Annotated in this window: 14 protein-coding genes; 5 read left to right on the top strand and 9 right to left on the bottom strand. The window is 64.9% G+C overall.

Annotation, left to right across the window (positions count from 1 at the left end):
• A partial coding sequence (locus ACK59X_RS32080; protein WP_409963091.1) for a GAF domain-containing protein occupies window positions 1-970 on the bottom strand: 970 nt, incomplete at its 3' end.
• Between the two features lie 253 nt (window positions 971-1,223).
• On the opposite strand from ACK59X_RS32080, the gene ACK59X_RS32075 reads away from it, so the two are divergent.
• Window positions 1,224-1,631: a GlcG/HbpS family heme-binding protein gene (locus ACK59X_RS32075; protein WP_409963089.1), complete on the top strand. Its 408-nt coding sequence runs from the start codon at window positions 1,224-1,226 to the stop codon at window positions 1,629-1,631.
• A 72-nt stretch (window positions 1,632-1,703) separates the two neighbouring features.
• On the opposite strand, the gene ACK59X_RS32070 is transcribed toward ACK59X_RS32075, so the two are convergent.
• The 7 genes from ACK59X_RS32070 to ACK59X_RS32040 all read right to left on the bottom strand — a co-directional run bounded on the left by ACK59X_RS32070 (window position 1,704) and on the right by ACK59X_RS32040 (window position 6,518).
• Window positions 1,704-2,921, bottom strand: a complete 1,218-nt coding sequence (locus tag ACK59X_RS32070) for a fatty acid desaturase family protein (RefSeq protein WP_409963087.1) — start codon at window positions 2,919-2,921, stop codon at window positions 1,704-1,706.
• 385 nt (window positions 2,922-3,306) lie between these two features.
• Window positions 3,307-3,534: a hemin uptake protein HemP gene (gene hemP, locus ACK59X_RS32065; protein ID WP_409963085.1), complete on the bottom strand. Its 228-nt coding sequence runs from the start codon at window positions 3,532-3,534 to the stop codon at window positions 3,307-3,309.
• A gap of 179 nt (window positions 3,535-3,713) precedes the next feature.
• The gene (locus tag ACK59X_RS32060; protein ID WP_409963083.1) at window positions 3,714-4,121 is read right to left on the bottom strand and encodes an ExbD/TolR family protein; all 408 of its coding nucleotides are present in this window, start codon (window positions 4,119-4,121) and stop codon (window positions 3,714-3,716) included.
• Between the two features lie 3 nt (window positions 4,122-4,124).
• Window positions 4,125-4,844, bottom strand: a complete 720-nt coding sequence (locus ACK59X_RS32055) for a MotA/TolQ/ExbB proton channel family protein (RefSeq protein ID WP_409963081.1) — start codon at window positions 4,842-4,844, stop codon at window positions 4,125-4,127.
• Window positions 4,845-4,859: 15 nt separating this feature from the next.
• Window positions 4,860-5,555 carry an energy transducer TonB gene (locus ACK59X_RS32050; protein ID WP_409963079.1) on the bottom strand — a complete coding sequence of 232 codons (696 nt, stop codon included), beginning with the start codon at window positions 5,553-5,555 and terminating at the stop codon, window positions 4,860-4,862.
• A 99-nt stretch (window positions 5,556-5,654) separates the two neighbouring features.
• Window positions 5,655-5,927 (bottom strand): bacterioferritin-associated ferredoxin, encoded by a 273-nt coding sequence (locus ACK59X_RS32045; protein WP_409963103.1) that lies wholly within the window; start codon window positions 5,925-5,927, stop codon window positions 5,655-5,657.
• 258 nt (window positions 5,928-6,185) lie between these two features.
• Window positions 6,186-6,518: an SWIB/MDM2 domain-containing protein gene (locus ACK59X_RS32040; RefSeq protein ID WP_409963101.1), complete on the bottom strand. Its 333-nt coding sequence runs from the start codon at window positions 6,516-6,518 to the stop codon at window positions 6,186-6,188.
• Window positions 6,519-6,841: 323 nt separating this feature from the next.
• Between ACK59X_RS32040 and rraA the strand changes: the two genes are divergently transcribed.
• Window positions 6,842-7,354 (top strand): ribonuclease E activity regulator RraA, encoded by a 513-nt coding sequence (gene rraA, locus ACK59X_RS32035; protein ID WP_409963077.1) that lies wholly within the window; start codon window positions 6,842-6,844, stop codon window positions 7,352-7,354.
• On the opposite strand, the gene ACK59X_RS32030 is transcribed toward rraA, so the two are convergent.
• Complete coding sequence (locus ACK59X_RS32030; RefSeq protein WP_409963075.1) at window positions 7,340-8,299, bottom strand: DMT family transporter; 960 nt, start codon at window positions 8,297-8,299, stop codon at window positions 7,340-7,342. The two genes, rraA and ACK59X_RS32030, sit on opposite strands and share 15 nt — an antisense overlap.
• Window positions 8,300-8,390: 91 nt before the next feature.
• Between ACK59X_RS32030 and ACK59X_RS32025 the strand changes: the two genes are divergently transcribed.
• From ACK59X_RS32025 to thrS, 3 genes are all read left to right on the top strand, one after another.
• Window positions 8,391-8,810: a gamma-glutamylcyclotransferase gene (locus ACK59X_RS32025; RefSeq protein WP_409963073.1), complete on the top strand. Its 420-nt coding sequence runs from the start codon at window positions 8,391-8,393 to the stop codon at window positions 8,808-8,810.
• A 342-nt stretch (window positions 8,811-9,152) separates the two neighbouring features.
• Window positions 9,153-10,472, top strand: coding sequence for an isocitrate lyase (gene aceA, locus ACK59X_RS32020; protein WP_409963071.1), 1,320 nt, complete (start codon window positions 9,153-9,155; stop codon window positions 10,470-10,472).
• Between the two features lie 385 nt (window positions 10,473-10,857).
• Window positions 10,858-12,777 (top strand): threonine--tRNA ligase, encoded by a 1,920-nt coding sequence (thrS, locus tag ACK59X_RS32015; protein ID WP_409963069.1) that lies wholly within the window; start codon window positions 10,858-10,860, stop codon window positions 12,775-12,777.
• The last annotated feature ends 69 nt before the right edge of the window (window positions 12,778-12,846 follow it).

Raw genomic sequence — 12,846 nt, 5'->3', positions numbered from 1 at the left:
GCTTGGAGCCGCGGCCCTCAGCCCCCAGCGCGGCGAGGCGGCCCTTGCGCGGGGCGACACTGGCTCGGCTCTGGTCGAGCTGGAAATCGACCTGGCCCCTTACGAGCTCGAGCTCCACCGACACGCTGCCGCACGCGAACGGCGTTTCCAGGTGCTCGACGACGCGGCGCGCGAACTGTTCGCAGGCTTCGCGCGAGTCGCCCTGCATGCGGATGCAAAAGCGCGTTTCCGAGACGTGGTAGATGGGCCAGTCGGGCCCGAGCAGGTCCTTGAGCCGTTCGGCGATCAGGCGCAGCACGCCTTCCAGCGGTGCGATGCCCACGGCGCGCACGGCGGCCTGCAGGCGCTGGTGCTGCATCACGTCGATGAGCAGCATGCCGCGCCGCTCGCCGGGCGTGCGCATGCGCTGGGCCTCAAGGTTCAGCGCCATCTGCGCCCGGTTGGGCAGGCGCGTCACCTCGTTGATGCGGCCGGCGCGCTGGTGCAGCTCGATCTGGCTCATCACCAGCGCTGCCAGGGTGGCCAGTTGCTCGCGCTCCTGCGCGCCGAAGCTGCGGGGCTGGTGGTCGATCACGCACAGGCTGCCCAGCGCATGGCCGGATGGGAGCACCAGCGGGGCGCCGGCGTAAAAGCGGATGCGGGGCTCGCCGAGCACCAGCGGGTTGGCCGCGAAGCGCGGATCCAGCAGGGCGTCTTCCACCACCATGACCTCGCCCTGGGCGATGGCATGGGCACAAAAGGACGACTGGCGATCCGTCTGGGTGGCCTCCATGCCCTGGCGCGACTTGAACCATTGCCGGTTTTCGTCGACCAGGGCCATCAGTGCGATCGGCATGCCGAACATCTGGCGGGCCAGGCGGGTAATGCGGTCGAAATCTTCGGTAGGCGCGGTATCGAGGAGCCGCGTGCGGCGCAGCAGGCGCAGACGCTCCTGTTCATGGCGGTCGGGGGAGGGGGCGGGGTTCGTCATGGGGGTGCCCGGCTTCCAGGCCTGCGGCATCGTAAGTGATCAAATGATTTTCGATATTATCATTTTTATCAAAAATTTCAATTTATCCTTGCACTTTAGGTGCAGGTCTCTTGGGAATGCCCGAAAATTGTGTTCTCCTGGGTCACTATTCTTTCGCCCTGGGCATGGCTTGCAGCCCTGCGGAGAGCCGCTATGCTGCCGGTTTCCATTCCGGGCGCGCCTGCCGAGCGTCCGCCAACCTGGCATTGCATCCATGAAAACCAAGCACGAACTCGAACTGGCCGACGTCAAGGCCATTGCCGCTGCCGCCGAAGCCGAAGCCCTGAAGAACAGTTGGGCCGTGACCATTGCCATCGTGGACGATGGCGGCCACCTGCTGTGGCTGCAGCGCCTGGACGGCGCGGCCGCCGTGTCCTCGCACATCGCCCCGTCCAAGGCGCGCACGGCCGCCCTGGGCCGCCGCGACAGCAAGGTCTATGAGGACATCGTGAACGGCGGACGCACCGCCTTCCTGAGCGCTCCCACCATCGACGGCCTGCTCGAAGGCGGCGTGGCCATCCTCAAGGACGGCCAGTGCCTGGGCGCCGTGGGCGTGAGCGGTGTGAAGTCGACCGAGGACGCGCAGATCGCGCGCGCCGGCATCGCCGCCATCGGTCTGTGACCCGCTGCATGCCCTGGGCATGCTTCCATGAAAAAACCGGCCGAGGCCGGTTTTTTTGTTGATGGGATGCTGTCAGGCCAGCGCGTCCGGCACCGGCTGGGGAAGTGCGTGGCCGCTGGCCGTGGGCGCGGGCGCGGGCGTGGGCGTGGGCGATGCCACCGGGGCCGGGTTGATCGCCGTCGGCACGCGCACCGGATTGCGCAGGGCCACCAGGCCCTTTTGCTCCAGGTCGATGCGCGGGGCGCTGGGCTGGCCCTTGAAATCGAGCCACTGGTGGTTCTCGTAGTCGTAGAGCTTGCAGGTGCGCATGGTCCTGAGCAGGGTGCGCACGGAGGCCTTCTCGATCACCAGCTTGTGGCCCACGAGCTCGTTCATGCGCTTCTGGGCCGCCTGCAGGTGGTACGAGGGGATGCCGGCGTGCGCATGGTGCGCGGCGTGGTTATAGACGTTGTTGACCACCTTGGAGAACCAGTCGGGCAGCAACCAGACCACGGAGCACACCTCGGGGCTGTGGCGGTTGTGGCGCAGGTCGTCGCTCTTGAACCAGGGAATGTTCGGGTGCGTGTGCATGATGTACAGCGAGGTGCTGCTCAGGAACATCAGCGTGAACAGCGGCAGCACCCAGCCCAGCAGCACCGCCTGCAGGGCCGTGACGGGTGCGAAGGCCGGCGCCCACAGCAGCAGGGCCACGAAGCTGCCGTGGTAGGCCAGCAGCAGGGCGGAGTACTTGCGCGACTCGGGCACCTGGTCCCTGGGCGTGCGCACGTTGGGGTAGATGCGGGTGGGGAACCAGTGGATCGCGAAGTACAGCCACAGGCCGATGCCCAGGGGGGCGCGGTAGATGTGCTCCAGCACCTTCCTGTGCCAGGGCAGGGCGTCGTAGCCGGCCTTGGAGTAGGGCGTGTAGTAGTCGAAGTGGTCGCCGTTGGTGTAGGGGTGGTGCACCTTGTTGTGGTCGTGCGACCACATGCGGTAGTTGTGCGTGGCGGGCACACCGGCCACGAGGGCCAGCACCCAGTTCAGGCGTTTGGAGCGGGCCAGCGTGCCGTGGGCGGCATCGTGCGCCAGGGTGTAGAACGAAGACAGGCGAAAGCCCGCCATCAGCGCGGCCACGACCTTGATCCACATCGGCTCGGCCAGCAGCACGGTGGCGATGAAGGCCCAGTACAGCACATGGTCGCGCAGCACCAGCATCGTGCCCTTGCGGTCGCTGGGCTTGGCGAAGGCCGACAGTTCCTGGAGCAACTGGGCCTTGGAAATCTCTGGCCGGGCGGTGGAAGGATGGGTCATTGGCTGGCAGTGCACGGGGTGGGCAGACGGCTCTTGCGTCATGCCTTGGCGCGTGGCTGGCAGTGTCCGCAAAAGGGAGAAACGTCAAGAAGTGTTTCACACAGGACCCGGGGAGGCGCGCCGGAACAGCGGGGTGAAAGCCTTCCACTTCCGGGCTTTGGTTGGACCCGTGTGCGTGCAGGGGGAGGGTGCGCCGGCGCACCAACGAAAACGGCCCCGAAGGGGCCGCGCTGTGGGAGTGCCATGGCAGGCTCCCCGATGGCAGGTACCGTGGAAAAAAGGCCTGGCTACGCGGGTCAATCTGTCCCGTTGGCTGGCAAAAACGACCCTTTCGGACTGGAAGCCCGGGAGTCGCCCCACGATGAAACCTGGTGAATCAATGTGCTTACTTGGTGAGGATCAGCTTGCCCAGCTTGGTGGCCTGCAGGCGGTACACCGCTCCGTTGTGGCTGATGGCCACGGCCTTCTGGCCTTGCAGCAGGTCGTTGCTGTCCACGGCGGCCGTTCCATCCCCGGAGATGGCGCTGCGCTGCGCTGCAGCGGCCTGCTGCGGCTGCAGGGAGTCTGCAGAGGCGGAGCGCAGGAGCGTGGCGGCAGTCAGGGTGGCTTGCATGGGAGGGTTCCTGGTACGTTGAATTATTGTGTACGGTACGCTAATGATAGTGATTCGCAATTACTGGTCAAGCGATTTCTGCAGGAATCGGCAGGAATCTTTGGCCTGTGCCACCAAGCAAAACAGGCCCGAAGGCCTGTTGCTGCAAGGCGGCTCGGCGCCTGCGGAGCAGGTACGCCTTATTGCGGGTCGGTCACGAAACCGATCTTGCGCACGCCGGCGCGCTGGGCGCTGGCCATGGCCTGGGCCACGCGCTCGTAGCGCACTTCCTTGTCGCCGCGGATGTGCAGGTCCGGCTGGGGCTGCTTGGCAGCCTCGGCCTGCAGGCGCGGGAAGAGTTCCTCGTCCGTCACCTGCGACTCGTTCCAGTAGTACTTGCCGTCGGCCGCCACGGACAGGCGCACGGTTTCGGGCTTGATGTCCTCGGGCTGGTTGGTGGCCCGGGGCAGGTCCACGTTCACCGAGTGCTTCATCACGGGCACGGTGATGATGAAGATGATGAGCAGCACCAGCATGACGTCCACCAGCGGCGTCATGTTGATCTCGTTCATCACGTCATCGGCTTCGTCTTGCGTTCCGAAGGCCATGGCTCAGCTGCCTTTCTTGATGGGCAGCACCTTGCCCTGTTCGCCGCCGGCGGACACGCGGGCACCGGTCACGAAGTAGGCGTGCAGGTCGTGGGCAAAGCTGTTGAGGCCGCCCAGGATGGACTTGTTGCCACGTACCAGGGCGTTGTAGCCGAGCACGGCGGGGATGGCCACGGCCAGGCCCAGGGCGGTCATGATCAGCGCTTCGCCGATGGGACCGGCCACCTTGTCGATGGTCGACTGGCCCGAGGTGCCGATGGCCAGCAGCGCGTGGTAGATGCCCCAGACGGTGCCGAACAGGCCGATGAAGGGGGCCGTGGAGCCGACCGAGGCCAGGATGGCCAGGCCCGATTGCAGGCGCGCGGTGAACTCGTCGATGCAGTTGCGCAGGCAGCGCGTGACCCAGTCGCTCACGTCCAGGCTGTCGTGCAGGTGGGCCTTGGTGTTGCGGTGGTGGGCCGTTGCTTCGCGGCCTTCCAGGGCCAGGTGGCGAAAGGGGTTGGTGTTGTCGTTGCCCAGCTTGGAGAGGCCGGCGGCGAAGTCCTCGCTGTGCCAGAAATCCTGCGCGGCACGGGTGTGCTTCTTGAACTTCACGATGTCCAGGGCCTTGATGATGATGACGATCCACGAGGCCAGGGACATGGCCAGCAGGATGACGGCCACTGCGCGGGTGACAAAGTCGCCCTGGATCCATACGTTGGCGATGCCGAATTGCGATTCCATGAGAACTCCTGATGATTATTCGAGAACAAAATTGACGGGCACCAGGTTCCACATGGTCTCCGGCACGCCATTGCGCTTTCCGGGCACGAAGCGCCAGCGCATGACGGCTTCCTGGGCCTGGCGGTCCAGGCGTTCGAAGCCGCTGGACTTGTTGATTTCGACCTTCTGCGGCGCGCCGTCGGTACCGATCAGCACGCGCAGGATGACCTTGCCCTGCTCGCCCTTGCGCTGGCTGGTGGGGGGGTCGCGGGGATGGGGGTTGGTCGGGAAGGCCGCGTCGGGGTACGGCCGCTCGATCTTGGGGGGGGCAGGTGGGGCGGGCGGAGCCGGGGGCGGCGCCTCCACGGCCACGGGTGCGGCGATGGGTGGGGCCGGGGGCTGCGGCGTGGTGACGCCCGTGGGAGCATTGGGGGCCGGTGTGGGGTCGGGAATGGCCACTGGCATGGGCGCTGGTTTCGGTGCCTTGACCTGGGGGGCCGGCCGTGGTGGCGGCGGCGCCGGCGGCTTGGGCGGCGGCGGTTCGACCTTGGGCGCCGGTGGCGCGATGAATTCGCTGAGCAGCTCGGCCGGCACGATGACTTCCGCCGCGCGGCGCAGCAGGCCCGACTGCAGCGCCCAGATCCCCGCCACATGCAGCAGCACGACGGAACCTACGATCACGGTATTGCGACTGACGCCCCCGGGAGGGGCAAAACGATCAGGGTGAGACATAAGTGTGATGGCGGCTGCCGCCGCTTGCGCAGCGCGACGCAGGCCTGTGAGACCTTGATTATTTGCGGAAGATCCACCAGGCCGAGCCTGCGACGAGGATCAGGCTGCCGGCGAGTGGTGAGAGGAGTTCCATGCCCTGCTTTCCATGATGGAGCTGGCAAGCTGGATCGTCTGGGGCGCTGCCTCGTTGTGCAGGGCGGCGACCGGACCCGTAGCGCTGCATTGGGCCACCACGTCGCGGGCGCAGCTTTCGCAGCATCCGCATTGCGTGGCAACGCCCAGTTCGAACTGGATTTCATCAAAGCTCATGCCCGCACGGGCGTGGCGGGCGATCTCGCGGTCAGAAATCCGGCGGCAAACACAGACGATCATGGCGGCAGGCAGTGGTGGCTGGCTGGTAGAAGATGGGTGATTATAAATGCGAATTTTTCGCATTTGCAATAAATCATTCAGCGTAAGAGGGGAAACCCGACAATTCGGTTCCCATCCATTGCACCGCCGGCATGTGGCAGCGCCGTGTCCCAGCCGGGCGGGAGCGGCAGGAGGACGCAAAATAGCCGGCACAGGGCCGGCTTGATTGCAGGAGCGCGGGCGCGTTCCGTGGGGGCGGTGGCAGGACTGCCTTGGCGCTTACTTGACGTGCTTGCCGATCAGGCCAGCCAGTTCAAACATCGACACCTGGGGCTTGCCGAACAGCTCCTTGAGCTTGGCGTCTGCATTGATGTTGCGCTTGTTGGCAGCATCCTGCAGGTTGTTGGCCTTGATGTAGACCCACAGCTTGCTGATGATCTCCGTGCGTGGCAGCGGTGCCGAGCCGACCACAGCCGCCAGGGCGGGGCTGGGGGTGAGGGCCTTCATGAACGCAGCATTGGGCGTGCGCTTCTTGGCAGGAGCGGCGGCCTTGGTGGCTGGCGCCTTGGCGGCGGGAGCTGTTTTTGCCGGAGCCTTTTTTGCAGTTGCAATGTTGGATTTTCCTTGTTGGAAGTAGATTGTCTGACCAGTGAGAGCCTAGCCTCTCTGCTGGCAGGCCGATGCTACTGGGAAAAAAACGCGTTTCCAAGGGAGAAAACGCTTTTTTTGCCTCGATTTGTTGCTTGGGTGCCCTGGGGAAGGTAAAGCTCCCTGTTTTGGTGCTTTCCCTAGGGGAAGAACGGGCTCCCGCAGTCTATTCGGGTGCGCGCTGCGCGGGGCCCGGCCGGGGCCGTGGGCGGCTGTGCACGACAATGGCAGGTGATCACCGCCCAGGCGGCATTCTTCCCATTTTTCGCACGAAAGGTCCATGCAACATGACAGCCCCATCCTCTCCGGCATTCAGCACCTGCGACTTCTGCGATGCGCACAAGGGCGACGACAGCGGCGCCTTCCGCGTGCTGCCCCCGGTGTTCCAGGACCTGGGCGGCGTGCCGGCCTTTTGCGGGCCGGTGAGCACCGTCAAGTGCTTCGAGGACAACACCCTGGTCAAGGCCGCGGTCGATTCGCCCGGCAACGGCCGCGTGCTGGTGGTGGACGGCGGCGGCTCGCTGCGCAAGGCCCTGGTCGGAGGAAACCTGGCCGCGGCCGCGGCACGCAACGGCTGGGCCGGCGTGGTGGTGGATGGCTGCGTGCGCGACATCGCCGAGCTGCGGGCCGCGGCCGTGGGCATCCGCGCCCTGGCGCTGATGCCGCTGCCCACCGAGAAGCGCGACGAGGGCCAGCGTGACGTGGCGGTGCAGATCCAGGGCGTGTGGGTGCGCCCCGGCGACTGGCTCTATGCCGATGCCGACGGCATCGTGGTCAGCGCGGCGTCACTGTCGGCCTGAGGCGTCTTTTCCGACCCGCCAGGCCAGGCGTGAGGGCAGGGTGGCCAGCAGCACGCTGGCCAGCGCGATGGCAAAGGCCACGAGCTGCAGGCCGCTGAGCGATTCGCCCAGCACCAGCACGCCCACCAGGGCTGCGCTCACCGGCAGCAGCACGGTGAACACGCCGCCCTGCGCGGCAGGCACCGCGCGCAGGCCGGTCATCCACAGCCACACGGTCCAGATGCTCGCGGCCAGCGCATAGAACACCAGCAGCAGCCAGGTGCCCCAGCCCACGGCCGCGAAGTCGAAGTGCCACGCGGCATACAGGCCCAGTGGCGCCGACAGGGCAAAACCCCAGAGGTTGATGATGGAGGTGATGCGCCGGGGGCCCAGCGCACCGGTGAGCTTCTTGCCGATCACGGAGTACGCCGCCTCGCACACCACGGCGCCCAACAGCAGCACCTGGCCGAGCCAGTCCGGGCCGGCCTTGCCGGTGGTCGCGCCAGGTTCGGGCCCATGGCCCCGGCTGGCGATGGCAAACATGGCAATGCCGGCGACGGCCAGGCCCACGGCCACCCAGGTGCGCGGTGACACCTTCTCGCGCAGAAAGGCCCAGCTCATCAGCGCCACGGCGGCTGGCATGCTGGCCATGGTGACCCCGGCCGTGACCGCATTGGTCAGGCTCACGCCGTAGATCATGCAGGCGGTGAACAGGAAGTTGCCGAGGAAGGATTCGAGGAACAGCAGGCGCCGGGTCTGGGCTGTCATCGGCGGCTCGTCGGCCGGCTTCTTCAGCCAGTGCAGCATGGCCAGGCCGCCGATGCCAAAACGCATCCAGGCGAGCAAAAACACCGGCAGCACCGCGGCGAGAGGCTTGGACAGGGCGACATAGCTGCCCACCAGGGACATGCTGAGGCCCAGGCACAGGTAGGCCAGGGGGCGGGAGGGCGGGGCGGAGCGGGACATGGGGGCTGGGGCGCACAGCGGCTTGCGGGCTGCGCAAAAGGAGGGCAGGGCTGCCTACACTGGCGGTCTGCAAAAGAAACGGACCCGCATGATGCCTGACGAAATCCCTTCTCCGAGCCCTGCGCGCTGTGTTTTTGTCTACGGGACGCTGCGCCGGGGCGGCTCCAACGACATCACGCGGCTGCTTCCCGCCCCACGCTTCGTGGGGCCCGCCCAGATCCAGGGCAAGCTGTACCACCTGGGGGGCTATCCGGGGCGGGGGCTGGGGGATGGCGGGGCCGTCGTGGGCGAGGTGTATGCGATCGAGCCCGGGCTCGAGTCGCGCCTGGACGGGATCGAGGAAATCCATGGGCGGCCTGACGACGAGTATTTCAAGCGCAAGGTCCGATTGCTGGTGGATGGAGACCCCGTCGACTGCCTCGTGTACGAGATCAATCCCGACCGGCTGACCGCGGCGCCTCGCATCGACAGCGGAGACTGGATCCTGCAAGCAGGCGGCAGCCCCGCCTGATGCGGCGTGCGCCCCGCGGCTTGCGCAACGGGCGCAAGCACTTGTGTCGGATCAACGTGTGGGTCCCTGGTTCTTCAGGGGTGAGGCACCTTATTTCATATTGCAAAAATTGCTTTTGCCGATGTGGAATGCAAGAATGTTGCGGTGCGGCAATTTCTCTCAATACGAGAAAATGGTTTTCATATTGAGGAATTTGAAGCATAAAGTCTTGTTTTATAAGGGAAAAATTTATCTCTTATATAAGACATAAGAGCTTGTGCAACTCTTATACAAGACTTAAAGTTCTCTCCATGGGCAGCAGACGCAGCCCGGTGTTTTCAACCAACCTCAGGAGTAGACCCCATGCCCCAATCCTTCAACGAACAACTGAGCCGCGAACAGCAGATTGCCGCCCTGGAAAAAGACTGGGCGACCAACCCCCGCTGGAAGGGCATCAAGCGCGGTTACACCGCTGCCGACGTGGTGCGTCTGCGCGGCTCCTTCCAGGTCGAACACACGCTGGCCCGCCGCGGTGCCGAGAAGCTGTGGGACCTGGTGAACAACGAGCCCTACGTGAACTGCCTGGGCGCGCTGACCGGTGGCCAGGCCATGCAGCAGGTGAAGGCCGGCATCAAGGCCATCTACCTGTCGGGCTGGCAGGTCGCTGCCGACAACAACGAATATTCGGCCATGTACCCCGACCAGTCGCTGTACCCCGTCGACTCGGTGCCAAAGGTCGTGGAGCGCATTAACAACTCCTTCACCCGTGCTGATGAAATCCAGTGGTCCAAGGGCATCAACCCCGGTGACAAGGGCTACATCGACTACCACGCCCCCATCGTGGCCGATGCCGAAGCCGGTTTCGGCGGCGTGCTCAACGCCTACGAACTGATGAAGGCCATGATCCGCGCCGGTGCCGGCGGCGTGCACTTCGAAGACCAACTGGCTTCCGTGAAGAAGTGCGGCCACATGGGCGGCAAGGTGCTGGTGCCCACCACCGAAGCGTGCCAGAAGCTGATCGCCGCCCGCATGGCTGCCGACGTGTACGGCGTGCCCACCCTGGTGATCGCCCGTACCGATGCCGAAGCCGCCGACCTTCTGACCAGCGACTACGACGAGAACGACAAGCCCTTCCTGACCGGTGAGCGCACCGCCGAGGGCTTCTACAAGACCAAGAAGGGCATGGACCAGGCCATCTCGCGCGCCGTGGCCTATGCCGAGTACGCCGACCTGGTGTGGTGCGAAACCGGCACGCCGGACCTGGAGTTCGCCCGCAAGTTCGCCGAAGCCGTGCACGCCAAGCACCCCGGCAAGCTGCTGGCCTACAACTGCTCGCCTTCGTTCAACTGGAAGAAGAACCTGGACGACGCCACCATCGCCAAGTTCCAGCGCGAGCTGGGCGCCATGGGCTACAAGTACCAGTTCATCACGCTGGCTGGCATCCACTCCATGTGGTACAACATGTTCGATCTGGCCCAGGACTATGTGGCCCGCGGCATGTCGGCATACGTCGAGAAGGTGCAGGAGCCAGAATTCGCTGCCCGCGACCGTGGCTACAGCTTCGTGTCGCACCAGCAGGAGGTGGGCACGGGTTACTTCGACGAAGTGACCACCGTGATCCAGGGCGGCAAGTCCAGCGTGACCGCGCTGACCGGCTCGACCGAAGAAGAGCAGTTCCACTGATCCGGAATCCCTCGCCAAGAGGGATGAGGAGACTGCAAGAGGCCACCTGCGGGTGGCTTTTTGCATGGCCGGGCCCCGGGGGCTGACGTTGCCACCGTGCGACGCCGGTGCTGCTGCGCTGCAGCAGGGGGGCGAACATGGTTAAAATGGCGCAATCAACTGTTTGATTTCCCACAAGGGCGAGAAAGGCAATCTGGTTATGACACCGCGAACTACCACGGAGTTCTCCACCGGCCACTAGTGGCTGGCCGTTCGCGCCTGCACGAGATTCACCTCTCACCAATCAAAAGCGCGGCCGGTTCCGCGCTTTTTTGTTTTTCGGTTTCGGCTGGCCTGCGCCCCGCAATCGACCCCCGATACCCACAATCCACCGACGATACCCATCATGATTCACATCACGCTCCCCGACGGCTCGCAGCGAGAGTTTCCCGGCCCGGTCACGGTCGCCGAAGTGGCGGCTTCCATCGGCACCGGCCTGGCCAAGGCCGCTCTGGCCGGCAAGATTGGCGACAAGGTGGTGGACACCAGCTACCAGATCACGGCCGACAGCCCTCTGTCCATCGTGACGGCCAAGGATGCCGATGGCCTGGACGTGATCCGCCACTCCACGGCCCACTTGCTGGCCTATGCCGTCAAGGAGTTGTTCCCCGAAGCGCAGGTGACCATCGGCCCGGTGATCGAGAACGGTTTCTTCTACGACTTTGCGTACAAGCGCCCCTTCACGCCCGAAGACCTGGTGGCCATCGAAAAGCGCATGGCCGAGCTGGCTGCCAGGGACGAGCCCGTGGTGCGCCGCGTGCTGCCGCGCGACGAGGCTGTGGCCTACTTCAAGGGCCTGGGCGAGCATTACAAGGCCGAGATCATTGCCAGCATCCCGAGCAACGAGGACGTGAGCCTGTACCGCGAAGGAGCGTTCGAGGACCTGTGCCGCGGCCCCCACGTGCCCAGCACGGGCAAGCTCAAATTCTTCAAGCTCATGAAGGTGGCCGGCGCATACTGGCGCGGCGACCACCGCAATGAGATGCTGCAGCGCATCTACGGCACGGCCTGGTCCACCAAGGACGAGCTGCAGCAGTACCTCACCATGCTGGAAGAGGCGGAAAAGCGCGACCACCGCAAGCTCGGCCGCGAGCTCGACCTGTTCCACATGGACGAGCACTCGCCCGGCACCGTGTTCTGGCACCCCAAGGGCTGGGCCCTGTGGCAGGAGGTGGAGCAGTACATGCGGCGTGTGTACCGCAACAACGGCTACCAGGAGGTCAAGGGCCCGCAGATCCTGGACAAGCAGCTGTGGGAGAAGACCGGCCACTGGGACAAGTACCACGAGAACCTGTTCACGACCGAGTCGGAAAAGCGCGAGTACGCGCTCAAGCCGATGAACTGCCCGGGCCACATCCTGATCTATAAGCAGGGCATCAAGAGCTACCGCGACCTGCCGCTGCGCTACGGCGAATTCGGTGCCTGCCACCGCAACGAGCCGACGGGCGGCCTGCACGGCATCATGCGCGTGCGCGGCTTCACGCAGGACGATGGCCACATCTTCTGCACCGAAGAGCAGGTGCTGGAGGAGTGCGCCAATTACACGGCGCTGGTGCAGAAGGTCTACAAGGACTTCGGTTTCACCAACATCATCTACAAGGTGGCGACGCGGCCCGAGGCGCGCATCGGCACCGATGAGTCGTGGGACCGCGCCGAGCAGGCGCTGATGGCCGGCCTGCGCCATTCGGGCTGCGAGTTCGAGATCGCCGAAGGCGAGGGCGCCTTCTACGGCCCCAAGATCGAGTACACGCTCAAGGACGCGCTGGGTCGCCAGTGGCAGTGCGGCACGATGCAGATCGACCCGAACCTGCCCGAGCGCCTGGACGCCGAATACGTGGCCGAGGACGGCAGCCGCAAGCGCCCGCTGATGCTGCACCGCGCCACGGTGGGCAGCATGGAACGTTTCATCGGCATGCTGATCGAACACTACGCCGGTGCCTTCCCCGTGTGGCTGGCCCCAGTGCAGGTCTCGGTGCTCAATATCACCGACGCGCAGGCCGACTACTGTCGCGAAATTGTTGAACGGCTGCAAAAAGCACTGCCGAATCAAGACCTTAGGGTGGCCCTGGATCTGCGCAACGAGAAGATTACGTATAAAATACGCGAGCATTCGTTGCAAAAGCTGCCGTACATCCTTGTCGCGGGCGACAAGGAGAAGGCGGCCGGCGCCGTTGCAGTGCGCGGCCGGGGCAATCGTGACCTCGGAGTGATGTCCATCGAAGCGTTCGCTGAGCTGATCGCGAAGGACATCGCCACCAAAGCCTGATGTTTGAGTCAAAACCTGCTTTGTTGCACGCCAGCTGTGCGGCTGTTGCTACACATTTTGTAGTATTTT

Origin of the sequence: Acidovorax sp. (assembly GCF_046339755.1) — a bacterium.
Taxonomy (GTDB): Bacteria; Pseudomonadota; Gammaproteobacteria; order Burkholderiales; family Burkholderiaceae_C; genus Acidovorax.
The sequence above is the reverse complement of the archived record's forward strand: the minus strand, read 5'-3'. Positions and strand labels throughout refer to the sequence as shown.